This window comes from Mycobacterium triplex (assembly GCF_000689255.1).
In the GTDB taxonomy this organism is placed as follows: Bacteria; Actinomycetota; Actinomycetes; order Mycobacteriales; family Mycobacteriaceae; genus Mycobacterium; species Mycobacterium triplex.
On the sequence record NZ_HG964448.1, the window covers coordinates 1 to 21,273 of the forward strand.

General features: G+C 63.3%; 19 protein-coding genes and 1 pseudogene. 14 read left to right on the forward strand and 6 right to left on the reverse strand.

The window, feature by feature from the left end:
• Nucleotides 1-154: 154 nt before the first annotated feature.
• The 4 genes from BN973_RS29570 to BN973_RS29585 all read left to right on the forward strand — a co-directional run bounded on the left by BN973_RS29570 (nt 155) and on the right by BN973_RS29585 (nt 6,201).
• A complete protein-coding gene (locus tag BN973_RS29570) occupies nt 155-1,435 on the forward strand; it encodes a tyrosine-type recombinase/integrase (protein WP_232232270.1) in 1,281 nt (426 codons plus the stop codon).
• Nucleotides 1,436-1,493: 58 nt separating this feature from the next.
• The gene (locus BN973_RS29575) at nt 1,494-3,320 is read left to right on the forward strand and encodes a site-specific integrase (RefSeq protein WP_232232271.1); all 1,827 of its coding nucleotides are present in this window, start codon (nt 1,494-1,496) and stop codon (nt 3,318-3,320) included.
• A 152-nt stretch (nt 3,321-3,472) separates the two neighbouring features.
• A complete protein-coding gene (locus BN973_RS29580; protein WP_232232272.1) occupies nt 3,473-5,809 on the forward strand; it encodes an integrase in 2,337 nt (778 codons plus the stop codon).
• Nucleotides 5,806-6,201: a hypothetical protein gene (locus BN973_RS29585; protein ID WP_036474258.1), complete on the forward strand. Its 396-nt coding sequence runs from the start codon at nt 5,806-5,808 to the stop codon at nt 6,199-6,201. The genes BN973_RS29580 and BN973_RS29585 overlap by 4 nt, the downstream gene beginning before the upstream one ends.
• A gap of 434 nt (nt 6,202-6,635) precedes the next feature.
• Here the strand turns inward: BN973_RS29585 and BN973_RS29590 are convergent, their stop codons facing one another.
• A complete protein-coding gene (locus BN973_RS29590) occupies nt 6,636-7,484 on the reverse strand; it encodes a hypothetical protein (protein WP_036474260.1) in 849 nt (282 codons plus the stop codon).
• Nucleotides 7,485-7,705: 221 nt separating this feature from the next.
• On the opposite strand from BN973_RS29590, the gene BN973_RS29595 reads away from it, so the two are divergent.
• The 3 genes from BN973_RS29595 (at nt 7,706) to BN973_RS29605 (ending at nt 11,033) form a co-directional block, all read left to right on the forward strand.
• On the forward strand, nt 7,706-9,112 hold the full coding sequence (locus BN973_RS29595; RefSeq protein ID WP_036474292.1) for an AAA family ATPase: 1,407 nt from the start codon (nt 7,706-7,708) through the stop codon (nt 9,110-9,112).
• Nucleotides 9,113-9,706, forward strand: a complete 594-nt coding sequence (locus BN973_RS29600; RefSeq protein WP_051641739.1) for a hypothetical protein — start codon at nt 9,113-9,115, stop codon at nt 9,704-9,706.
• A 538-nt stretch (nt 9,707-10,244) separates the two neighbouring features.
• On the forward strand, nt 10,245-11,033 hold the full coding sequence (locus tag BN973_RS29605) for a sulfite exporter TauE/SafE family protein (protein WP_198049009.1): 789 nt from the start codon (nt 10,245-10,247) through the stop codon (nt 11,031-11,033).
• Nucleotides 11,034-11,202: 169 nt separating this feature from the next.
• Here BN973_RS29605 and BN973_RS29610 read toward each other — a convergent pair whose 3' ends face one another.
• Complete coding sequence (locus BN973_RS29610; RefSeq protein WP_036474263.1) at nt 11,203-11,487, reverse strand: hypothetical protein; 285 nt, start codon at nt 11,485-11,487, stop codon at nt 11,203-11,205.
• Between the two features lie 85 nt (nt 11,488-11,572).
• On the opposite strand from BN973_RS29610, the gene BN973_RS29615 reads away from it, so the two are divergent.
• Nucleotides 11,573-11,896, forward strand: coding sequence for an ArsR/SmtB family transcription factor (locus tag BN973_RS29615; protein WP_036474297.1), 324 nt, complete (start codon nt 11,573-11,575; stop codon nt 11,894-11,896).
• Nucleotides 11,896-12,594: a cation transporter gene (locus BN973_RS29620; RefSeq protein WP_036474299.1), complete on the forward strand. Its 699-nt coding sequence runs from the start codon at nt 11,896-11,898 to the stop codon at nt 12,592-12,594. The genes BN973_RS29615 and BN973_RS29620 overlap by 1 nt, the downstream gene beginning before the upstream one ends.
• A 134-nt stretch (nt 12,595-12,728) precedes the next feature.
• Here the strand turns inward: BN973_RS29620 and arsB are convergent.
• From arsB to BN973_RS29640, 4 genes and pseudogenes are all read right to left on the reverse strand, one after another.
• Nucleotides 12,729-13,787: pseudogene (gene arsB / locus BN973_RS29625) on the reverse strand (ACR3 family arsenite efflux transporter); the annotation flags it as partial.
• Nucleotides 13,784-14,161, reverse strand: a complete 378-nt coding sequence (locus tag BN973_RS29630; RefSeq protein ID WP_036474265.1) for an ArsR/SmtB family transcription factor — start codon at nt 14,159-14,161, stop codon at nt 13,784-13,786. The gene BN973_RS29630 and the pseudogene arsB, both read right to left, overlap by 4 nt.
• Before the next feature lie 90 nt (nt 14,162-14,251).
• Entirely contained in the window at nt 14,252-15,469 is a 1,218-nt protein-coding gene (locus tag BN973_RS29635; protein ID WP_232232273.1) for an MFS transporter, read from the reverse strand.
• A 146-nt stretch (nt 15,470-15,615) separates the two neighbouring features.
• Entirely contained in the window at nt 15,616-16,101 is a 486-nt protein-coding gene (locus BN973_RS29640; protein WP_036474266.1) for an ArsI/CadI family heavy metal resistance metalloenzyme, read from the reverse strand.
• A 104-nt stretch (nt 16,102-16,205) separates the two neighbouring features.
• On the opposite strand from BN973_RS29640, the gene BN973_RS29645 reads away from it, so the two are divergent.
• The 5 genes from BN973_RS29645 (at nt 16,206) to pstS (BN973_RS29665) (ending at nt 21,273) form a co-directional block, all read left to right on the forward strand.
• On the forward strand, nt 16,206-16,565 hold the full coding sequence (locus tag BN973_RS29645) for an Rv2640c family ArsR-like transcriptional regulator (protein WP_036474271.1): 360 nt from the start codon (nt 16,206-16,208) through the stop codon (nt 16,563-16,565).
• A 166-nt stretch (nt 16,566-16,731) separates the two neighbouring features.
• Nucleotides 16,732-17,412, forward strand: a complete 681-nt coding sequence (locus BN973_RS29650; RefSeq protein WP_036474273.1) for an arsenate reductase/protein-tyrosine-phosphatase family protein — start codon at nt 16,732-16,734, stop codon at nt 17,410-17,412.
• A 77-nt stretch (nt 17,413-17,489) separates the two neighbouring features.
• On the forward strand, nt 17,490-18,590 hold the full coding sequence (gene pstS, locus BN973_RS29655; RefSeq protein ID WP_036474275.1) for a phosphate ABC transporter substrate-binding protein PstS: 1,101 nt from the start codon (nt 17,490-17,492) through the stop codon (nt 18,588-18,590).
• An 83-nt stretch (nt 18,591-18,673) separates the two neighbouring features.
• Nucleotides 18,674-20,113 (forward strand): FAD-dependent oxidoreductase, encoded by a 1,440-nt coding sequence (locus BN973_RS29660; RefSeq protein WP_036474277.1) that lies wholly within the window; start codon nt 18,674-18,676, stop codon nt 20,111-20,113.
• A complete protein-coding gene (gene pstS, locus BN973_RS29665) occupies nt 20,110-21,273 on the forward strand; it encodes a phosphate ABC transporter substrate-binding protein PstS (protein ID WP_036474279.1) in 1,164 nt (387 codons plus the stop codon). Before BN973_RS29660 ends, pstS (BN973_RS29665) begins: the two co-directional genes overlap by 4 nt.

Genomic DNA, 21,273 nt, shown 5'->3' on the forward strand with positions numbered 1-21,273 from the left:
GGTTATGTTGGCTCAAGACATTGTCTCTTCAGAAAGTTGATCGGCTTTGGGCGATCGGGCTTATTTCGTCGTGTGGGGATCTTCTGCAGGCCTCGTTGATGCTGAGACGCGCTTTCCACGCAGCACTCGCTTAGTGTCGGACTCTGAGCAGCGGGTGGCTGATGGCTTTCCCGTTGTGGTCGACCAGGACGGGTTTCCTGTGGAAGAGATCCTTGGATTCTTCGTCGCGAGGAGTTATTCGGCTAGGAGCACTTCGGCCCAGTATGCGCGCGTGTTTGCGCGATTGTGCGATTTTTTAGAGTTTCGGGGCGCTAGGTCACTGCTCGATGCGACGCAGAAAGATTTGTCCGCTTATCGCGTTTATCGTACGCAAACCGCTGCACAGCCAATTTCTCAGTACGCGTTTCGCGTGGAGGCGACTGCGTTGCGGCAGTTCTATAGCTGGGCGGTCGAATCTGGCCGCTTGCGGCAGAGCCCGGTAAAAAAGTTCTCCAAAGTTGGGCGAGACAATCTGTCCACGAATCGGATTCGTCATTCGAAAGTTCGACACGTCGACGGTTATCTGTACGACAAGTGGCTTGAAGAGGCGGGCTGCCGGTCAGCCGGCGCATCTGTTCGGTCAGCGCGAGAACGAAATATCGCTGCCTTCAAGACGCTAGTGTCGACGGGTCTGCGGATACAAGAATTAGCGAGCTTACTCACATTGGATATCGATAACGGCCAACTGCTCAAGCATGCGATGGTTGTCGAGATGGAGTCTATTACTAAGTATGAAATTAATAGAAACGCAATTATCCCAAATTATGCGTTGACGGCGATTCGCAAGTATCGCAAACTCGAGCGTCCAAATGTAGTGCTGAGGCATCAGCGCTCCCTAGCCGGGCAACTCGACGGCTGCTTTATGGTGGAGTATTTCGATCCCGGCACCCGGCGCGTCTGGGGGCTGTGGCGAGGACGGCGCCGCCAATACCTACTGCACCAAGTTCCGGTGGAGATGCGGCTCAAGGCAGTGATCGTCAGTGCAGACCGAATCGTCGAGCCCTTGTGCCTTTTCCTTAGCGACAGCCGCGGGCTGGGGATGACCCGTTCAGGGTGGGAAGGCGTCTTCACCGCAACAAGTGAACAGCTTCTTCGCCGGTACCCAGCCGACAGACAGGTGCGCAAGGTGACGCCACACGACCTGCGACACACCTTTGCTATCAATTACCTTCGGGCTGCGCATCAGGCGCGTGCAAAGGCGCAGGGGCAGTCCACTTTTGGCGATGGACCGCCGTTGCGTGATCCCTTAATCGACCTGCAAGAACTGTTGGGGCACGCAACATCGGCTCAAACGCTGAGGTATCTGCGCTATGTCGAGGATATCGACATAGCTGTTGCCGCCGCGGCGCCTGATTCTGCCGTCGACGCGAACGACGACCGTGCCGCGGCGAAATGAGCGTCGGGCGCTGGACCGATTCGGCGCGCATCGAGCACAGTCGATAGCGGATGCGCGGGTGCCCGCGGTCGGTATTCGCCGCGTCGTGGTGCTTGATAAGTTTGGTCAAGCAAGCCTGTGCGAGATTAATCCCGACAACTATCGCTGCAAGCGGCTGGCTGCTCAGCTGGCTGATCAGTGGGCACATATGGCAACCGGATTGTCGCGATCAGCGGTATACGCCCACTGGCAAGCTTCGGACCGCTACTTAAATTTTGTTGTGGCACAGGGATATTCACACGTCAGCCTGAACGAAACCCCGGAGGCAGTCGTGACGACGTTGTCTGCGTGGTCGAAATCCTTGTTAGGCAAGTACGGTGCAACGTCGAAGGTCCCGTATCGGCTGACGAACATTGTCCAAGCACAGTTGGCTTCGGCGGTCTCCGATGGTGTCGTAACGGATGGTGTGCTGTGCGCGTTGGCGCTCGGGCCGGCGCTGATCAAGCGGCCGGTGGACCGGCCGCTTGATGAGTTCGGCAAAGCCGAGCTGCAGCGAATGGTTCTGGCGGCCCGTGCGCATATTCGGGCGTTAAGAGCCATCAGGGACTGGGCTGCGAAATTGATCGAAGCCAATGAGCACGACGGTATCACCGACATGGCGCAGCGAACTGTTGCCGAGATGCTGGCCATGGCTACATCGGGCAGTCCCGTTGTTGTCTCGGGGGCACTGGACAACACCGAGATGCTCGCGCACTTTCCGGCAGAGGCGTGGTCGCTATATCGGCCGCCAAGTGCTCTTGCGAACTCGGGGCCGTCGGCGAAGGGGTGGTGTGTGCGAGCGGTCATGCCGGCCACCGTTGATCTGACACCATTTCGCGTGCTGCTTCTGGCCACGACAGGCATTGCTGCAGATGAGATTTCGTCACTGCGGATCTCCGATATCGAGTGGCAAGCTGATGGTGTCAGGCTGCAGACGAATAAACCGCGCGCCGGGCGCTCGAAGGGGCGGTTCTTCCCGGTCTCGCAAGGCGGCGGGTGGAGCGTTTCTGGCGTGTTGGAGTCGCTGCTGGAGCATACGAGAACTGCCCGTGCTCTGGCGTCAGGGCAGATCAGCGGCGAGTTATGGCTATCGGTTAACTGGCAGCGCCCCGATGCTGAATGCCGTTATCTCCCAAGACAATTACGTCAGGCGTCGGCGACGACCAGCTTGGGATATTGGCTCCAACGAGTGGGCGGGGTGCATGAAGTCGGTGAAGTTTCCCTGCCGCATGATCTACGGAGAATCCGAAAGGCGAAGCTCAGCGAGCGCGCGATCGGCCTGCAAGGAATGTTCGCCGACATTGCCGGAGACGAGCACACGACGCGGGTTTTTTACACCCACTACGCGCACACCACGTCGTTGAAAGTGTATTCGGCCTCGGTGGTTTCACGATTTCAGCGGTCCCTCGCCGATGCGGTCACATCTGGTTTCACGGCCTTTCTGAAGCCGCGTGCGGAGGTTCCTTTGACTGCCCTCACTGAGGCGCTGCCGATTGAACTATCGCACGCCCGCAGCTTGAGATCGGGTGAGTTTGATATGGGCGTGGTTGACTGTCGCGATCCGTTTGACTCGCCGTTCACCGTCCGAGGCAAGTTGTGTGGGTCAGCGCCGCTGTCATGTTTGGTGTGCGAGAACGCCGTGGTTTTTACCGACCATCTTCCCAACGTTTTGGCGCTGGTCGAAGCGATGGACAACATCCGGAGATCAATGAATCCCGAAGAGTGGATAGCTATTTGGGGCGCTCAGTACGACGCGGCCGTGGCGCTGATCGAGTCGCTGCCCGAAAGTGTCCGCGAAGCCGCGCGTCAGCGGATGGCTCAGGCTCGTACCGACCTTCCCTCATGGTTGCAGCGAGGCGCCGAATGACTTCCGCTACCGCCGCGAATGGCGCGCGGGGCATAGACGGCAATTCGGGTGCGAACCGCCTTGTCTCCGAGTTGTACTCGGACACTGAAGAAGTGTTTCTGTCGAGGCCGGATCGGCTTGAGGGAGTGCGGTCTGCGACTTTCGGAGATCAGGTGTGGAACCCCGACGGTGTTATTCCGCGGCGGCCCAATGTTCGGCGCGGCGCGGCATGCATCACGTTCCCCAGCCATCCGGCGTGGTCGCTGAGAAGTCGTGAGGTCGCGATGGCCCTGTTGAATCCCGCGGACCCCCGACTGTTGGCTCGCTCGGTGTCGTTTGGAAGTCGCACGTTCGCCATCTTTCATGCTCAAGGCCGCGTCGTGTCGTACAAAACGGCCGCCGCATGGCAGATCCAGAAGGGCCTGCCTGACGACATCACCGCGTGGAGCCGCAAAGACTGGATCTCCATGGTGAACGCCGAAATGGCCAAGGGAGCCAAGCGCGGAACGGTGCGCAACCTGATCAACGCCGTCAGAGACTTGGTTGTGCTGTCGCCGATTCTGACCGGCGGCGGCATCGCATCCGACCCATGGAACGGCCGTCCTGCGCATGTGATCGCCAAGCAGGCCCGTGAAGGTGCCACCGAAGTGATGACACCCGAACGGTGGATCCCGCTGATCGGCGCCTGCTGGACCTACATCAGTGTCTTCGCCGATGACATCGTGGGCTTGCGGGACAGCCATCGCTGCGCGCTGCAAGAGCGGGTGCGGGGACACTGGCGACGACGCCACACATACGACAACCTGATTGAGGGATATCTGGAGTCGCCGGAGGCCGTCATACCCATGAAGAAGTGGCATGGAGACCTCGAACCCAATTGGGAACAGTTGTCCCGCCTGGTGACCGGCGATCACATAACGCGAGTTTTTCAGCTTGGCCAAGGCTCGATAGGCCAGATTCGGCGACAGACTGTTCGTGACGCGATCGCCGACGGGGACGTGCGAGCCGAGCGGATAAACGGCGCTGCCTTGGGCGCGCTCCTGAAAAGACGGGCCTCTGAGTTGGCCGGGATCCGATGCACCGCGGGCGGGCCGAGGGCCTGCGAAGCTGACAGGATCCTGCAAACCTGGATCGACGATCCCCAGAACCTGGTCGCCCTTCGCGCGGGCGGCGACGGTCGCACAGGTCAGGAAATCACCGCCGACGACATCAACTGGTCGATGATGGAATACCTGCTGTACGGCAACAAGACGAGCAAGCATTACACGTTGGGGCCCTGGAAACGAGGCTATCGCCGTCGAAATCTGATCCTTACGGCCGCGCAATCGGGCCGCACCTTCCTCGCGGATCACGGAGCGATGAGTACCCTGCGAGACTGCGTCGACTTCGCCTTGGTAGAGCAACCCGATGGCCGCCACGTGCCGTGGCGCGAATCGATGTCTGACTACGAAGCCCGGTGCGAGCTTCGCGCGCTCCGAGCGGCCTGCTACGTCTTCATCGCCGCGATGACGATGATGCGCGATAGCGAACTTCAAGCCATCAAGCGCGGATCGATCACGACGCACTACGGCGTGCAAGCGATCAAATCCAGCACCTACAAGGGTCGGCGAGCCGAAACGACGGCGCACTGGTGGATTGTCGAGGAGGCCGCAACGGCGATCCGCGTGCTCGAACGACTCAGCGCCCATCCAGAATACCTATTCGCGAAGTTCGTTAACGGGCCTCACGAAGATGCCGAACCCGGCATCCGACCCGCTCATGAACTCGAGTTCCTGCTGGAGCACTTCGCGGCCACCGGAGAGCGCAGCGGACTGGCGCCGATCCCGCATGGCTCGCCGATCACGTCACGGGCGTTGCGGCGCACCACCGCGTGCATCGGCCGCGAACTCGGCGGTAACGAACTCGCTATGAGTCAGCAACTCAAGCATGTCATCAGCTACGGCTACTCCAACGTCACCGCCGACTACATGGCACCCGACCCGGCGTGGTCAAACCTGCTTGATACCAACAGGTCTGAAGAGAATCACGCACATATGATCGACATGATCAAGCAAGCGCGGCAAAGCAACCATCCGCTGGCCGGGCGCGGCGGTGCACGCCTCACCGACGCCATCGTCGACGAATCCACGTCCACCGCGGCATCGAGTAGCCCAGAGCTACTAATCTCCGACTCGCAGCTCGCGGTCCTGCTGAAGAAAATCGCTCCCGTAATCCGGTTCGGACCCGCTAACGCATGTCTGTACGACGAGGAGACTGCACTGTGCCGACGCACCGCCGCGCGCGACACCCAAGGGCCACTACTGGGCTTGTGCCAGCCCACGCGCTGCCCGAACTCGGTTGTCGGCCCCGAACACCTGCCTGTCTGGATCGGCGAACTTCAAATGCTGAAGTCCACAATCGCCGACAATCGGCTCAGCCCCCCACGGCTGCAATCACTTTCCGAACGGCTCGCTGAGGTCGAGCAGGTCCTCCACAGTGCGAATGTTGATGCTGACCGTGAACAGCGATGAGTAGCCGCGACAACATCCGCTCAGCCATGGAACGGCTGCTCTCGGGAGCACCTCAATTCACGGATGGACGGCTGACACGGACGAACCTCGCGCTAGAAGCCGGCATCGGCCGCGCCACCCTGTACCGCCAACCTGATCTCATCGCGGAGTGGACCCGCAAAGTCGCACAAGCAGATGCTCACGAGCTGCCGACGTCCAGCGAAGCAGCCGTTGCGCGGCTGACACGACAACTCGCTGACGAAAGAGACAGGCGCACCGACGCAGAACGCGTCGCCCAGGGGCTCGCGCTGGTCGTCGCAGAACTGTACCGACAGTTAGAGGATCGCGACGGGCGCGGCGCCGATCGCGTTGTCGCAATCGCCAGGCAGCGGGATCAACGACCGCACCGATAACTATGTTGAGGACTTTTCGTCGATATCCGAAACAGGAACGCACGGGGGATCGCACTGCTACTGAACCGGCGAAGTGCCTTGTACGCCAAAGAGCTTGGTGGATTCCCCCCTCGAACAGAAATGGCATAGCTGGTGGCATGTGGAGTGCGCGGTGTGCGGCCGGGAGGGGGCCATGGTGACGGATAGGGGGGCGAGCGCTGGTCGGGCGGTTGACCCCCAGCTAACTGCTAGTCGACCTTGCGTGGGAGCATGCGCTGCCTGTGGTCAGCGCGTTGATCTGGCTAAACGTGCAGTGCCGGCTGCCCTCGATCGCGGTGTAGTACGTTCACGGCGAACTCGCTTGCTCGTGCGGTATTTCGTGTGGGAAAGGTGACCCGTCGAGAGCGTGCCCGTGGAGCGGTGTTCGTCGGCTTAGGACTGAACCGTTACTTGCCTCATGTCGGCAGCCGGGTTCCGCAAGAAGGGCACCAGGTGATCGGGCTTCCGAGCAACGCTTCGATGGAGGACAAATCGTCGTGATGCAGCGTGCATATCTGGCGGGCCAGATGGATCCGGATGGTGTCAATGATGAACTGTGCCCGCTCAACAGGTGTGGCGCCGTAGCCGTCGTCATCAATGGTGCCGTGAGCGATGATGTCGCCCTGTTCGAGTTCTTTTTGCCCGTATTGGGGTGTGCCGTCGCTATGGGTGCCGGCGAGCGTGCGGACGAAGCGGCCGCTGGGCCGAACGTCGAGTTCGATGCGCCACTCGCCGTGGCGCTCGCGGAAGTAGAAGTTGTGCCCGTCCACATCTCCGTCCCACTGCTCCGGGAACAAGCCGCCATGGCTACCCACGGTGACCCCCTGTTGCCCCGCTAGCCAGGTCTGCAGGCCAGCTTCAGCGGCCCGTTCGTCGGCCGTGATCTGTTGGCCCTCAGGGGATTCCCAAAAGGCTTGGATGTTGTTGCGCCATTGCTCCCAGGTGCGGCGTCGATCCTGGCGGGTGCGGGCACAGGTGCAGGCGAATCCGTAGTCGTGCAGATCGGTTTCGGGTAGCCGTGGGTGACACCCGCACCGGCAGCGCTCGCCGCTGTCGACGTAGCGCCAGACGGTGAGCGCATCAAGGGCCACGTCGGCGAGCACCTCGGGTTCAGGGGCGCCCTGCAGGTCGAACACCGTCGCCAGGTGGTCGCGGTAGCGCCGCCGCGCCTCGGTGCGGGCACGCTCGAGCTGCTCCCGGTACTCGGCGGCCCCGGGAGTGGTGGAGAAGTCGGTGACATAGAGCTCCTCGGGTTCCTGATCCATGCCGTCGAGGATGTCATGAGCGCGGTGTCGTGTCGCACGAATTTTATGCAGCAGGCGACGTGGGTGCGTCAGGGAACTCTCGCGTAGGGCCCGAGTGGGAAGTGCTGATCTGGTTGCGCGGCAAGGCCAATCAGCGGACGTGGGAAAACCAAGTTGACTATGAGCCCGGCGGGGTGCGATTCTGTTCGGCTGCCCTTTTCCCGGAAATGACGAATGAGGCGATGAACCTAACGAACGACGAACTGACCGATGTGACCACCGAGCAGGCCGACGGCGCTGACGCCCATCGCCGACCCATCACCGACGTCCACGGGTGGCTCGACGGCCTTGAGTATAGTGCGCGGCCCGCGCTGCGCGCCCTGGGTGAGCTGCTCCTCGGCGTCACCGAACGCGACCGCGCCGAGCCGGCCGAGAGCGCCGAGCGGTTCACCGCCCGCTGCCTGGGGGTGGCGGACTGCGGGCACCTGGTCGATGAGGAACGCGACCTTAACCCGGTGTCGCGGTTCACCTTCGCGCTGGCGCTGGCCGAATGGATCCAGGAGCACACCCACGCTTGCGAGATCGGTCCGGGCGAGGACACCAGCCCGCCCAAGTGGACCCAAACCGAGATCGGCGACCAACGCTACCGCCACCCGCTCAGTGTGCGGGTGCACTTTCCCGCCGGAACGCTGCTAGCCGACACCGGCTGTGTCATCGCCCTCCAGGGGCGCCAAAGCATCCTGCAATCGGCCGAAGTGAGCGCCTACGTGACGCCGGAGCACCAGGACCGCGCCCGCGCGGTGCTCGACCGCCTCGCCGACCGCGCCAACAAACTCAACCCGTACCGAGGCCGCGCGGTGCGCGCCACCCACACCGCCGGGCTCACCTTGACCGTCATCGATTTGCCCTCGACCGCAACGCGGGACAACGTCATCGTCGCCGACCAGGTGTGGGCCGAAGTGGATCTGAGTGTCAGCGCCGTGCGCGACCGCCACGACCTGCTCAACACCCACAGCCTCGGTGCCCGGCGTGGTGTGCTGCTCTGCGGTCCGCCCGGTACCGGCAAGTCAGCCGTGTGCGCGGTCGTGGCCCGCGAGGTCGTCGGGGAATTCACCGTCATCTACGTCGAGGCCAAAGCCGGCACCCAACTGCTGGGCGCCGTCGTGGAGGAAGCCCAGCACCTCGGCGGCCCGATCCTGCTCATCCTTGAGGACGTCGACCTGTGGTGCCGGGACCGCAGCACCGGCGATGCAGGGTTGTCGGAGTTGTTGGGGGCCATGGACATCGGACCGGATGCCCGCATCCTGACACTGGCCTCCACCAACGACGCCGCCACCCTGGACAAGGCCGCCATCCGCACCGGGCGCTTTGACTCCATCGTCGAAGTCAGCTACCCCAACCAGACCGACGCTGCCCGCATCCTGGCAGCACTGATCCACGACCTGCCCGGTAGCCAGACGGTGGACACCGCGGCGGTGACGGCCGCCCTGCCTGCGAACACCAGCGGCAGCGACATCCGCGAAATCGTGCGCCGCGCCGTCCTGGCTGGCGACGGCGGTGACGGCGGACACGTCACTACGGCAACGCTTCTGGCCGAGGTAGGCAGCGGACGCTACCGCCCAACGATTCCGGAAGGGATGTACCTCTAGATGAGCAAGGACAACGACATCCCCGAACTCACCCACACGCAGAAGACACCTGGGCAGCCCGAGACATCCGACCTGAGCGAAATATCCGCCCGCGTGCGCGACGACAGCGCGACACGGGAAGACACACACTGCGCGCTCACGCACCTGCGACCGGATGACATCGACCAGGACACGCTGCTCAACTCCCTGCACATGCCGCCCGACGCTGGCCCGTATGCCGCAGCGCTGGACCGGATCCTACGCAGAATCCCCGACGGCTGGGGGCGTTGGATCAGCCACGACGCGGGCTGGTATCCGATCGTGGCCACTCTCGACGACCGCCTCACCGCGATCGACCCCGACTACGTCGCACACCAAGTCAAAGAGAAATTCGGCACCCTGCGCTACTACTGCGCACCCAGCGAGCCGAGCACCGAACTGCGGGAGGCGTTCTGCGACATCATCGGCGAAGCCGAACGCATGTCCGCCGTTACGTGCGAACGATGCGGTGAACCCGGTGTGGCGCAACGGCGCGGCCACTGGCGCAAAACGCTCTGCGCGTCATGTGCTGAAAAGCTCCACTACACCTCGATCCCACCGCGCAACGACCGCTAGGGGCTCGCTACCGGTTCGGTTAATTTCGTTGAAATCTCGCGCGCCGTCGCGATGCTAGGGCCCAGGACCGCCAGCGCCGACTCCGATGTCAGCCGAAGCGTTCGGCAGCAATCCCTAAGGCATGGAATAGCGCGATGGCGACAACCAGCACAACGGGGCCCAAAGCACGGGGCGAAAGGTTTGCTCTCGAGACCGCCTTGTACGCGACATCGGCCCACGCGGAGAACGCCGACAGGCATGTCGCCTACGCACCGGACTTGAGGAAATGGCGATGACTGATGATGAATTGATGGGGGTATGGAAACGGGCGGCAAGCCAAAACGCTTGCCGATATCGGTAAATGATAGTAGAGCCGACTCTGTCGCTCCTGCTGTGACCGACAAGATTCCGGAGAGCCGACATCGTGTGTCAATATCGGCTGGCGATCGGACCTGAGCACGAATCTATTTCGATAGGGCGATCCGCGCGGAAGCGCGGGGAGGCTGCCTTTGGTGAGGGGATCTGTGCAAGCCAAACGGTGGCAAGGGATAGTGCAGGCGTGAGCGTCGCGACTGTGGTGTTGCTCAGCTTCATCGCCGGTGTGGTCGTGTCGGTGGTAACGGCACCGGTCGGAGTGTCGGGCGCGGTGTTTCTACTGCCCGTACAGCTTTCTGTGCTGGAAGTACCCAATCCCGCGGTAACGCCCACCAACCTGCTGTTCAACGTCGTCTCCATTCCGGGCGCGTTGGCTCGCTACCGTCAGCGTGCACCGCTTCGCAGCCCGTTGACGAGAGTGCTGCTCGCCGGAACCTTGCCGGGCGTGGTCGCCGGGGCGGTCATACGGGTGCTCATCATTCCGGGGCCGCAGATGTTCCGGTTGTTCGTGGCAACCCTGTTGCTGCCATTGGGGCTCTGGCTTTGCCTGCGTACATACCGCAGGGCATCTCGGCCCACTCCGGCTCCGCCGTCCAACCGCTTCATCGTCGCGATCGCGCTCGCCGCGGGGGTCGTCGGCGGCATCTACGGCATCGGTGGGGGGTCGCTACTGAGCCCGATCCTGGTCGGTCGCGGTGTCCCGGTGAACACGGTGGCCCCGGCTGCGCTCACCTCTACATTCGTCACGTCAGTCGCCGGAGCGATCACCTACCTGTTGCTGGCAATCTTTACCGCGGGCCACGACATCGCGCCGGACTGGACAATCGGGATTGTGTGTGGCCTCGGCGGCTTGTGCGGCGGCTACTTAGGCGCGCACCTACAACCGTTCCTACGTGAAAGTGCGCTCCGGCTCGTCTTGGGCGTGCTCGCCATCGCCACCGCCCTCATATACGTCACGCAGGCATTAAGCTAGCCGCCTGCTTCCGCTGCGCCAGAGCAGCTTTCGACGTTTCGAGTGCTTTGGGCCGCCTGATCGAATCGTCCGCATGGTGGACATGCTTGGCGCGTGACTGGGCTCGGTGGGGTTCTTGGATTGCGGCCAGCGGCTTGGTCGACGAAGGCGGCGACCGACTGGTCGGGCGTCAATTGATCTTTCGACTGTCAGGAGAATTGGACCTAGACACGTGCAGCGCGTCGAGAATGTGTTGCGCAGTGGGCAAGTCGAGTCGGCACGCATCACCGGTGGCCGCCCTGGCCGCTGGGCGCATCACGTCGACGCCGTCGATGAGCACCGTCGGTGAGGGGTAGGGGCCGATCCGGTCGATGATTGGCTCGTCGATGCCGAGGCTGCTCAGGCAGTCGGCGAGAATCTTTCTGGCGCTCTCGGCATGGGGACATCCGGGCGAGGTGAGCAGCTCGATACGCATGACAGTCACTTTCGGTTGGCTGCCGTCATCGGCCAGGGGTCAGTTCAGGTGGTTCTGGATACAGAATATGCTGTATCTTATCGGCATGGAGACTCTGGTCCACACCGATGCTCTTACCCGCTTCGGCTACGCCCTGTCCGACGCGACCCGGACACAGATCCTGCTCAACCTGCGGACGGCACCCCGGTATCCATCGGAGTTGGCCGACGACATCGGTGTCTCCCGCCAAATCGTGTCCAATCACCTCGCCTGCCTGCGGGGCTGCGGCCTCGTCGTCGCCGTGCCCGAGGGGCGCCGGGCACGTTATGAATTGGCCGATCCGCGCATCGGCCATGCCCTCGATGACCTTCTCGGGTTGGTACTGGCCGTCGATCCCAATTGCTGCGCCAAGCACGGGTGCACGCCCTGATGGCCTCCGAACTCGGCTTCCCCGGACTTCGGCCGACGCTGACCGCGGAACGTCGCCGACTCCTGTCGCGCAGGATTCAGTTCTTCGTCGCCGCCACCATCACCTACAACGTCCTCGAAGCCGTCATCGCGCTCACCGAAGGTGCACGGGTGTCGTCTAGCGCGTTGATCGGCTTCGGCTTGGACTCTGTCATCGAGGTGTCGTCCGCGGCGGCGGTCGCCTGGCAGTTCGCCGGGAAGGACCCCGAATCCCGCGAAAGGGTCGCACTGCGGATCATTGCGTTCTCCTTCTTCGGTCTGGCCCTTTACGTCACCATCGACGCCGCCAGGTCACTGCTGGGGATCGGCGAAGCGCAGCACTCCGCGGTCGGGATCACCCTGGCCGCGGTCAGCCTGGCTGTCATGCCCACCCTGTCGTGGGCGCAGCGCCGCGCCGGACGAGAACTCGGGTCGCTCTCCGCTGTCGCCGACTCGAAGCAAACCCTGCTGTGCACCTACCTATCCGCAGTCCTACTGGTCGGGCTTCTTCTCAACGGCATCTTCGGCTGGTCCTGGGCCGACCCCATCGCCGCACTGGTCATCGCCGTCATCGCCACCAAAGAAGGCATCAACGCCTGGAAAGGCGAAACCTGCTGCCCAGCACCCGTCAATGCGAAGGTCGCTGCCTCCCAACATGCTTGCGAGTGTTGCGGAGACTGAGCGCGGACGCGTGGTCGACGGACAGCAGCAGGGGGCAATGGGTCCGATACACCTGTGAGCGCACAGCGCGATCGGTGACAGGCGGCGGCCGGTCATGGTGTCCTCATGGCCGTCGCAGATTTCCTGGTATCTGAGGCGAAGTAGCGTCGCAGTGCTAGCGAGACGTAAACCAGGGCGACAAGGACTGGTACTTCGATGAGCGGGCCGACCACCCCGGCGAGAGCTTGCCCGGAGGTAGCTCCATAAGTCGCGATGGCGACTGCGATCGCGAGTTCAAAGTTGTTGCCAGCAGCGGTAAAAGCCAGTGTGGTTGTGCGTTGATAGCCCAGTCTGAGTGTCGCGCCCAACAGGTATCCGCCGCCCCACATGATGGCGAAATAGGCCAGCAGCGGCAGCGCGATTCTGGCGACATCGAATGGCCGGTTGGTGATTTGGTCGCCTTGTAAGGCGAAGAGGATCACGATGGTGAAGAGCAATCCGTACAGCGCCCAAGGACCAACCACGGGTAGAAACTTGCTCTCGTACCAGGTTCGGCCCCGGGCCTTTTCTCCGAAGCGCCGCGACAGATACCCGGCCAGCAGGGGGATTCCCAGAAATATCAGCACCGACTTGGCGATCTGCCACGGCGAGGTGCTGATTGCACTCTGTGGCAGGCCCAGCCAACCCGGCAGCACTGACAGATAGAACCAACCCAGCACCGCGAACATCGCGACTTGGAATACCGAGTTCAACGCAACCAGGACGGCGGCGGCTTCGCGGTCACCGCAGGCGAGGTCGTTCCAGATGATAACCATCGCAATGCATCTCGCTAGACCGACGATGATCAGCCCGGTCCGGTATTCGGGCAGATCGGGTAGCAGCAGCCAGGCCAGCGCGAACATCACGGCGGGACCGAGTATCCAGTTCAACACCAGGGAGCTGAGCAGTAGCCGCCGATCGCCCGTCACCGAGTCCAGTCGGTCGTAGCGGACTTTGGCCAGTACCGGATACATCATGACCAACAGGCCAAGTGCGATGGGCAGGGAGATGCCATCGACCTGCACGCGCTCGAGCGCGGTATTGAGGCCGGGTATTTGCCGGCCTAGCAGCAGGCCCGCGGCCATCGCGATGCCAATCCAGACGGGCAGGAATCTATCGAGCAGCGAAAGCTTTTCGACAACGGCGGGGTGGGCGTCTGGCTGGGTGGCGGTCATGCCGATGCCTCCGCGGTGGAAGCGTCGACTGCTCTGAGTACTGTCGACAAGGTCGCTAACGCCTCTGGCACTACCGAGTAGTACACCCAGGAGGCGCGGCGCTGGGAGGTCAATAAGCCCGCGTCCTTGAGGACCTTGAGGTGATGCGAGATGGTCGGTTGGGTGACATCGAAGCCTTCGGAAATGTCGCAAACGCATGCCTCGCCGCCCGCGCGGCTGGCCACCATGCTGAATAGTCGCAGTCGGACCGGATCTGCCAACGCCTTGAGCTTGGCGGCGATGTCGGTGGCCGCCTCCGCCGAGAGGGGTTCAACAACAACAGGTGCGTATGCGCACGGGGACACGTCCGTGAGCGCCTGACTCGATTTAGACACTCATCAATATTGATATATATCGATATCAAATGCAACCTCGGCCGGTGGATCATTGCGCGGCGGACCTGTTGGGGTCGCGGGCGCGCCGTCTCACTTGGTGTGTGCAATCGTCGACAGGTGCAGCGGGTCGTTGGCTGGAGGCCGGGCGGGAACGCTGGTCACGCTGATGACGACTGCCGCAGCACCGAAGGCGCCGAGTGCCAGGAACATCGGGGCGTATCCGCCGAGCTCGCTGGCTAGGGCGGAACCGATCCACGGGCTGATCGCGGTGGCCACGGTGATGGGTGCGGACAGCAGCCCGTTGAGGTGTCCGTAATGGGCCGGACCCCAACGTTCGGTGATGGCGGTCGCTTGCAGGAGTGTCATGATGCCGCGGGCGAAGCCAGCGAGAACCGCCACGATGATCAGCGCTGCCACCGAACGGAAAACTCCGAGCAGCGCGGTTGTCGACGCCACGCCGGCGAGAATCACCGCGATGCGTGCTCGTACCCCGACGCGGGCGACCAGCGTCCGGTAGCCCAGTCGGCCGAGGACTTGGCCGATGCCACCCATGCTGAGCGCAGCAGCTGCCCCTCGCGCGTCGATGCCACGCTCACCCATCAACGGCACCAGATTGACGATGACCGCATAGGAGGCGCAGGCACCCAACGTGAGCGCGACCGCCAGGGCAAAAAACGAGCGGCTCTGCGCAATTCGGCTAGGCGGGTCGGTGATGTGTACACCGGACGGGGGAGGCCATGGCTGGCGCAGGCCAAAGAAGTGCGCCGGGATGGTGACGATTGCCAACAGTCCTGCAAGCACGAGATAGGTTGTGCGCCAATCGAACCGCGCGGCCAGGGTGGCAGTGAGCGGCGCAAACACGGTGCTCGACAGTCCAGCGGCAAGCGTGAGAATGGTCAAGGCGCCCATGTGGCGTGCGCCGAACCAGCGCGTCAGCGCCGCGAATGCGGGCGGATACAGGACTGCGCCCATAGCCAATCCCGCTGCAACCCACGCGGCCACAAACCACGCAAACGTCGGGGCCAGCGCAACACCCCCAACGGCCAATGGGCCGATCACCGCGCCGACCGTCATGACGCCATGCGGGCCGTGTCGATCCAACCACCGGCCCACCATGATGCCCACCAGCGCCGAGGTGACTAACGCGCCGGAAAAAGCGGCGGTAACGGCTGGCCGTGACCATCCAGTTTGGTCAGCGATCCGCACCGACAACACCGAAAAGGCGTAGTACAAGACGCCCCAGCTCGTTATCTGCGTCAGGCACAGTGTGACGAGCGCCCAACGCAGTCCGCGTTCACTCGGTCCCATGGACTGCGCTCCTCTTTGGCTGGCCATAGCGCCGTGCGCCGACGGGGCCGCCACGGCCTGACCACGCCGGGTCGATTCGACGGTGTTCGACGGTTGCGCATCGGCACTGATGGATACGCAACCGTTCGAGCGCGCAATCTATTTGATCAGCAGCACGATGTCGCGCGGGTGGTGGCCGAGTCCGCCGCGTCGGAGGCCGCACCGGCGCAGCAGACGCCACCTTCGGCGGTGCCGCCTTCCGCATGCTGGGGACTGGTCCCGAAGGTGTCGGAATCGGTCAACACCGTGTAGACCTCCCACTTCTCCCCGCCCGGTCCGGTCACCCAGACCTTGTCTTGGGTGGCAAAGCAGCACGTCGTTCCGATCTCCTCGTCGGTGAACATGCCCTCGCCCTGCAAGCGGGCAATCTCCTGATGCACCGTCTCGCTTGACTGAACTTCCACCCCCAGGTGGTTGAGCGTGCCGCCCTTGCCGGGATTCTCCAACAGCACCAGCTTGAGCGGGGGTTCGGCGACGGCGAAATTGGCGTAGCCGGGCTTGCGTTTGGCCGGCTCGGTGTTGAACAGCGTGGAGTAGAACGTGATGGCCTCCTCGAGGTTGTCGACGTTGAGGGCAAGTTGGACACGGGACATCAGAACAGACCTCCATACCTGTAAGACATATATCGAAATAGTCGGACACCCTGAGCATGCCCACCTTTGTGATATATGTCAAACCACTGTGGCAGAATGGTTGAGTGCCGAGAACACTGCCCGTGGTCGATATCAGCGCGCCGGCATGCTGCCCACCGCTGGCCGCGGGGCCCATGAGCGATGACGACGCCCTGCGGGTTGCTCTACGCCTCAAGGCGCTGGCCGACCCCGCGCGAGTCAAGATCATGTCGTTGTTGTTCAACTCATCTGCCGGCGAGGAGAACACCGGCGAGCTCGCTGCGGTGTTGGGGCTTTCGGAGTCGACCGTCAGTCACCACCTGGGTCAACTTCGCAAGGCGGGACTGATTGAATCGGATCGCCGAGGCATGAGTGTCTATCACCGCCCCCATCGGGATGCCCTGCTCGCCTTGTGTGCGGTGCTCGATCCCAACTGCTGCAGCTGATTTCGCACCGTTCGTCTTGCGGCGCGACATCTAACAAGAAAATGCCGGGTTAGCCGCGTGGCTCGCTGAACGACCACCGTCCTGCCGGTGAACGACAACCGACGCGACCAACCATTCTCGGGTCAGGACTTGACCCGGCATAGATAGCTCAGTACTAATTGAGTCAATGAATATTGAGTTATCTGCGGATGCGGCGCGGCGGGTGCAGGTCCATGCGGCCCTGGCTGATCCTGGTCGGCTGGTGATCGTCGACCGGTTGATGCTCGCCGATGCCTCGCCGTCGGAGCTGCAAGCCGCGCTGTCGATGTCGTCAAGTTTGATCGCCCACCACCTGGGGGTCCTCGAAGGAGCGGGCATCGTGCGCCGCGTCCGTTCCGAAGGAGATCGCCGGCGTAGCTATCTGCAGTTGATCCCCGCCTCGCTAAATCTGCTGGTGCCCTCGAAGGCAGCAGATGCAGCCCGGGTGGTGTTTGTGTGCACCCAGAATTCGGCGCGCAGCCAGTTGGCGGTCGCGGTGTGGAATCGACGCAGCGCGCTACCGGCGACCTCGGCCGGGACGCATCCCGCCGCTGCAGTACACCCGAAAGCCCTGGCCGCAGCAGCGCGCCGCAAGCTGCCCATGAAGCCAGACGCCCCGCGCCACCTCGACGATGTGGTCAAGCCGACTGACGTGGTCATCGCCGTCTGCGACAACGCCCACGAAGAACTACCCCCCGACGGCAAGCGCCTGCACTGGTCGATCCCTGACCCCGTGCGCAGCGGCCGCGCCGGCGACTTCGACCGCGTCCTCGATGAGTTGACCATACGCATCGATCACCTGGCCCCCACCCTGCACGACCCCCACTAGCAACCGCACGCCACACCAGCTCTGTCCCAACCTCATTCGCGTACGGCTCCCTGCACCCACGACCGGAGGTACCAACGATGCGGACTCCATTCAGGCTGACTGCGGTGGCCCTGAGCGTGCTGACGGTCACGGCGCTGACGTCTTCGGCATGCGCCAAGGATAAGGTCGCTCCCAGCTACGCCACCGCGGTGAAAGTGCAATGCGGCGGCAAGCAGACGTTGAAGGCCAGTGGCTCGAGCGCCCAGGCCAATGCCATGACCCGATTCATCAAAGCCTACGAAAAGGCTTGCCCCGGGCAGACACTGGCCTACACCTCCAACGGCTCAGGTGCCGGGGTGCGTGAATTCTTGTCCGGCCAAACCGATCTGGGTGGTTCTGACTCCCCGCTGGCCGGAGACGAGTACGCCACGGCCAAGCAGCGGTGCGGCTCGGATGCCTGGAATCTGCCGGTGGTGTTCGGCCCCTTGGCGATCACATACAACCTCAACGTGGTGGACAGGCTCGTGCTGGACGCCCCGACCGTGGCCAAAATCTTCAACGGCCAGATCACCCGCTGGGACGACCCGGCGATCAAGGCGCTCAACGGCGAGGAGATGCCGCCCGAACCCATCCACGTGGTGTACCGCAGCGACGCCTCGGGCACCACCGACAATTTCCAGCGCTACCTCGACGCCGCCGCGGGCGCTGCCTGGGGCAAGGGCACCGGCAAGGTCTTCAACGGCGGGGTGGGCCAGGGCGCCCCGGGCAACGAGGGCACCTCAGCCATGGTCAAAGACACCGAGGGCGCGGTCAGCTATAACGAGTATTCGTTCGCCCAAGCCCAGCGGCTGTTCGGCGCCAGGATCGTGACCTCGGCCGGTCCGGACCCAGTCGCCATCAACAACGACACCGTCGCTAAGGCGATCGCCGGCACCACCATCACAGGCCAAGGCAACGACCTGGTACTGAACATGTCGGCGGTCTACAAGCCCACCCAGCCCGGCATCTACCCGATCATGCTGGCCACCTACGAACTGGTCTGCTCGAAATACGCTGACCCACAAACGGCCCCGGCAGTACGAGCGTTCCTGCAGTCCACCCTCGGGCCCGGCCAGGCCGACCTCGACGACTACGGATACTTCCCGTTGCCCAACCAGTTCCAGTCCAAAGTGCTCAGCGCCGTCAACGCCATCAGCTAAACCGCCACCCTCACCCCAGATCCAGTGGCGCAGCGCCGCACCACCAACGCAACACCCAGACCACATCAGGAGCCAACCCCCGCATGACAGCTCGCCATATCGTCGCTATCGGCGGCAGCGATGCCGGCATCAGCGCGGCACTACGCGCCCGTGAACTCGACCCCACCACCGAGGTCACCGTGGTCGTGGCCGACGCCTACCCCAACTTCTCCATCTGCGGCATCCCCTATTACGTATCCGGGGAAGTCACCCACTGGACCAACCTCGCCCATCGCAGCGCAGCCGACCTGGCCGCCACCGGCATGCGGGTGCTCACCGACACCCGCGCCACCGCCATCAATGTCGCACAACACACCCTCGACATCCTCGACTCGACCGGCACCCCGCAGCAGCTGTCCTACGACGCGCTGATCGTGGGCACCGGCGCCCTCAGCACCCGCCCACCCATCACCGGTCTTGCCGGCCCCGGCGCACTCGGCCCGGCCGACGGGGTGCACCTGCTGCACTCCATGGGCGACACCTTCGCCGTCATGAACTCCCTGCAACACCGCGACCCCGCCACCGCGATCATCGTCGGTGCCGGCTACATCGGCCTGGAAATGGCCGAAGCCCTCACCACCCGCGGCATCCAGGTCACCCAGATCGAAGCGCTGCCCGAGGTGCTGCCGACCGTCGACCCCGAGTTGGGCGCCCTCGTGCATACCGAACTCCAACGCAACGGTGTCGAGGTCCTCACCAGCACCGCCGTTTCCGCCATCACCCGCACCGACACCGGCGCCCTGACTGTCACCGCCACCCACGGCACCGAAACCATCTCGCGGACTGTTGATTTCGTCCTCGTCGTCGTGGGAGTGCGGCCCGACACCGAACTCGCCGCCGATGCCGGTGCCGAACTCGGCGTCAAGGGCGCCATCGTGGTCGACGATACGATGCGCACCAACCTGCCCGATGTCTTCGCCGCCGGTGACTGCGTGCACACCCACCACCGATTGCTTGGGATCACCTGGATACCTTTGGGCACCACCGCCCACAAGCAAGGCCGCGTGGCCGGCGAAAACTCGCTCGGCGGACACGCCCACTTCGCGGGCAGCCTGGGCACCCAGGTCGTCAAGGTCTTCGACCTCGTCGCCGCCCGCACCGGCCTGCGTGAACACGAAGCCGTGGCCGCCGACAAGGGCTGGACTCCCGTCACCAGCCAATCGAGTCCCGACGACCATAAGGCGTACTATCCGGGCGCCACCCCCATCCACATCCGCATCACCGGCGACCACCACAGCGGGCAGCTTCTCGGCGCCCAGCTGGTCGGGCACCGCAGCGCCGAAATCGCCAAACGCGTCGACACCTACGCCACCGCGCTCTTTCACGACATGACCGTCGAGCATCTCAGTGAGCTTGACCTGTCCTACACCCCACCGCTCGGATCACCCTGGGACGCCACCCAAATGGCGGCTCAAACATGGGTGCTCCGACATCAACCCGCCGCCCAAATTCAGCGCGATGCCCTCACAGTGGAGGATCGATGATCACCAAAACCTTCGTTCGCGCAAGCGCCTTGCTGCTCGTCGGCGCACTCGCCGGCTGCGGAAGCACCAGCAATGTCGGGCAAAACAGCACCCAGGCCGTGCAAGCCGGCCAAATCTGCGGTCAAAGCTCCGCGGGCAAGCCCGGCTACCCCCGTCCCATCAACAAACTCGACGGCGGCGCCAACACGCTGTCGGGCGCCGGATCCACCTTTGTGGCGCCCGTGATGTCAATTTGGACAAAGGACTACAGCACCTCCGACGGCGTACAGGTCGCCTACCAGTCCATCGGATCCGGCGGAGGAGTACAGCAGATCAGCGCGGCGACAGTCGATTTCGGCGCATCCGACACCCCGATGAAAGACAGCGAACTCGCCCTAGCGAAAGGGGGACCGATCCTGCACATCCCGCTGGTGCTCGGCGCGGTCGTCCCGGCATACAACATCAAGGGCATCGACAGCGGTGTGAAGTTCGACGGCGAGACCCTGGGCAAGATCTACGCCGGCAAGATCACCAAATGGAACGACGACGCCCTCAAGACCCTCAACCCTGGAACCAATCTGCCCGACGAGCCGATCGCGGTGGCGCACCGCTCCGACGGGTCGGGCACCACGGCGGTCTGGACTGACTACCTGACCAAGGAAAGCCCCACGTGGGCAGACACTTTGGGTGGACCGGCTAAGAGCTTCGGCAAGGAGGTCGCCTGGCCCGTGGGCATCGGCGGTAAGGGCAACGAAGGCGTGTCAGGCGTGGTCAATCAGACCGAGGGCGGCCTCGGCTACGTCGAGCTGGCCTACGCCATCCAGCAAAACCTCAAATACGGCCAGGTGAAAAACAAGGCCGGCAACTTCATCCAGGCCTGCACCGCCACCATCACCAAGGGCACCGACGGCATCACCTACCCCGACGATCTGCGCGTCAGTCTTACTGACGGCACCGACCCGAACGCCTACCCGATCACGGGAACCACTTATGGGTTGGTCTATGCCAACCAGACCGATGCCGCCAAAGGCAAAGCACTGGTCAACTTCTTCGCCTGGGTGTTATCCAGTGGCCAAGATGAAGTAGCCGCCGTCAACTACGCCCCGCTCGGAAAAGACTTGCAGCAGAAGGCCGCTGGCCAGCTCAAGAAGATCACCATTGCGGGTGCACCGGTAGGCTAG

Excerpts from the sequence above, each read along its gene's own strand:
- BN973_RS29585 (WP_036474258.1), top strand. The coding sequence starts at position 5,806 with ATGAGTAGCCGCGACAACATCCGCTCAGCCATGGAACGGCTGCTCTCG.
- BN973_RS29590 (WP_036474260.1), bottom strand. The coding sequence starts at position 7,484 with ATGGATCAGGAACCCGAGGAGCTCTATGTCACCGACTTCTCCACCACT.
- BN973_RS29595 (WP_036474292.1), top strand. The coding sequence starts at position 7,706 with ATGAACCTAACGAACGACGAACTGACCGATGTGACCACCGAGCAGGCC.
- BN973_RS29600 (WP_051641739.1), top strand. The coding sequence starts at position 9,113 with ATGAGCAAGGACAACGACATCCCCGAACTCACCCACACGCAGAAGACA.
- BN973_RS29610 (WP_036474263.1), bottom strand. The coding sequence starts at position 11,487 with ATGCGTATCGAGCTGCTCACCTCGCCCGGATGTCCCCATGCCGAGAGC.
- BN973_RS29615 (WP_036474297.1), top strand. The coding sequence starts at position 11,573 with ATGGAGACTCTGGTCCACACCGATGCTCTTACCCGCTTCGGCTACGCC.
- BN973_RS29620 (WP_036474299.1), top strand. The coding sequence starts at position 11,896 with ATGGCCTCCGAACTCGGCTTCCCCGGACTTCGGCCGACGCTGACCGCG.
- BN973_RS29635 (WP_232232273.1), bottom strand. The coding sequence starts at position 15,469 with ATGGGACCGAGTGAACGCGGACTGCGTTGGGCGCTCGTCACACTGTGC.
- BN973_RS29640 (WP_036474266.1), bottom strand. The coding sequence starts at position 16,101 with ATGTCCCGTGTCCAACTTGCCCTCAACGTCGACAACCTCGAGGAGGCC.
- BN973_RS29650 (WP_036474273.1), top strand. The coding sequence starts at position 16,732 with ATGAATATTGAGTTATCTGCGGATGCGGCGCGGCGGGTGCAGGTCCAT.
- pstS (WP_036474275.1), top strand. The coding sequence starts at position 17,490 with ATGCGGACTCCATTCAGGCTGACTGCGGTGGCCCTGAGCGTGCTGACG.
- BN973_RS29660 (WP_036474277.1), top strand. The coding sequence starts at position 18,674 with ATGACAGCTCGCCATATCGTCGCTATCGGCGGCAGCGATGCCGGCATC.
- pstS (WP_036474279.1), top strand. The coding sequence starts at position 20,110 with ATGATCACCAAAACCTTCGTTCGCGCAAGCGCCTTGCTGCTCGTCGGC.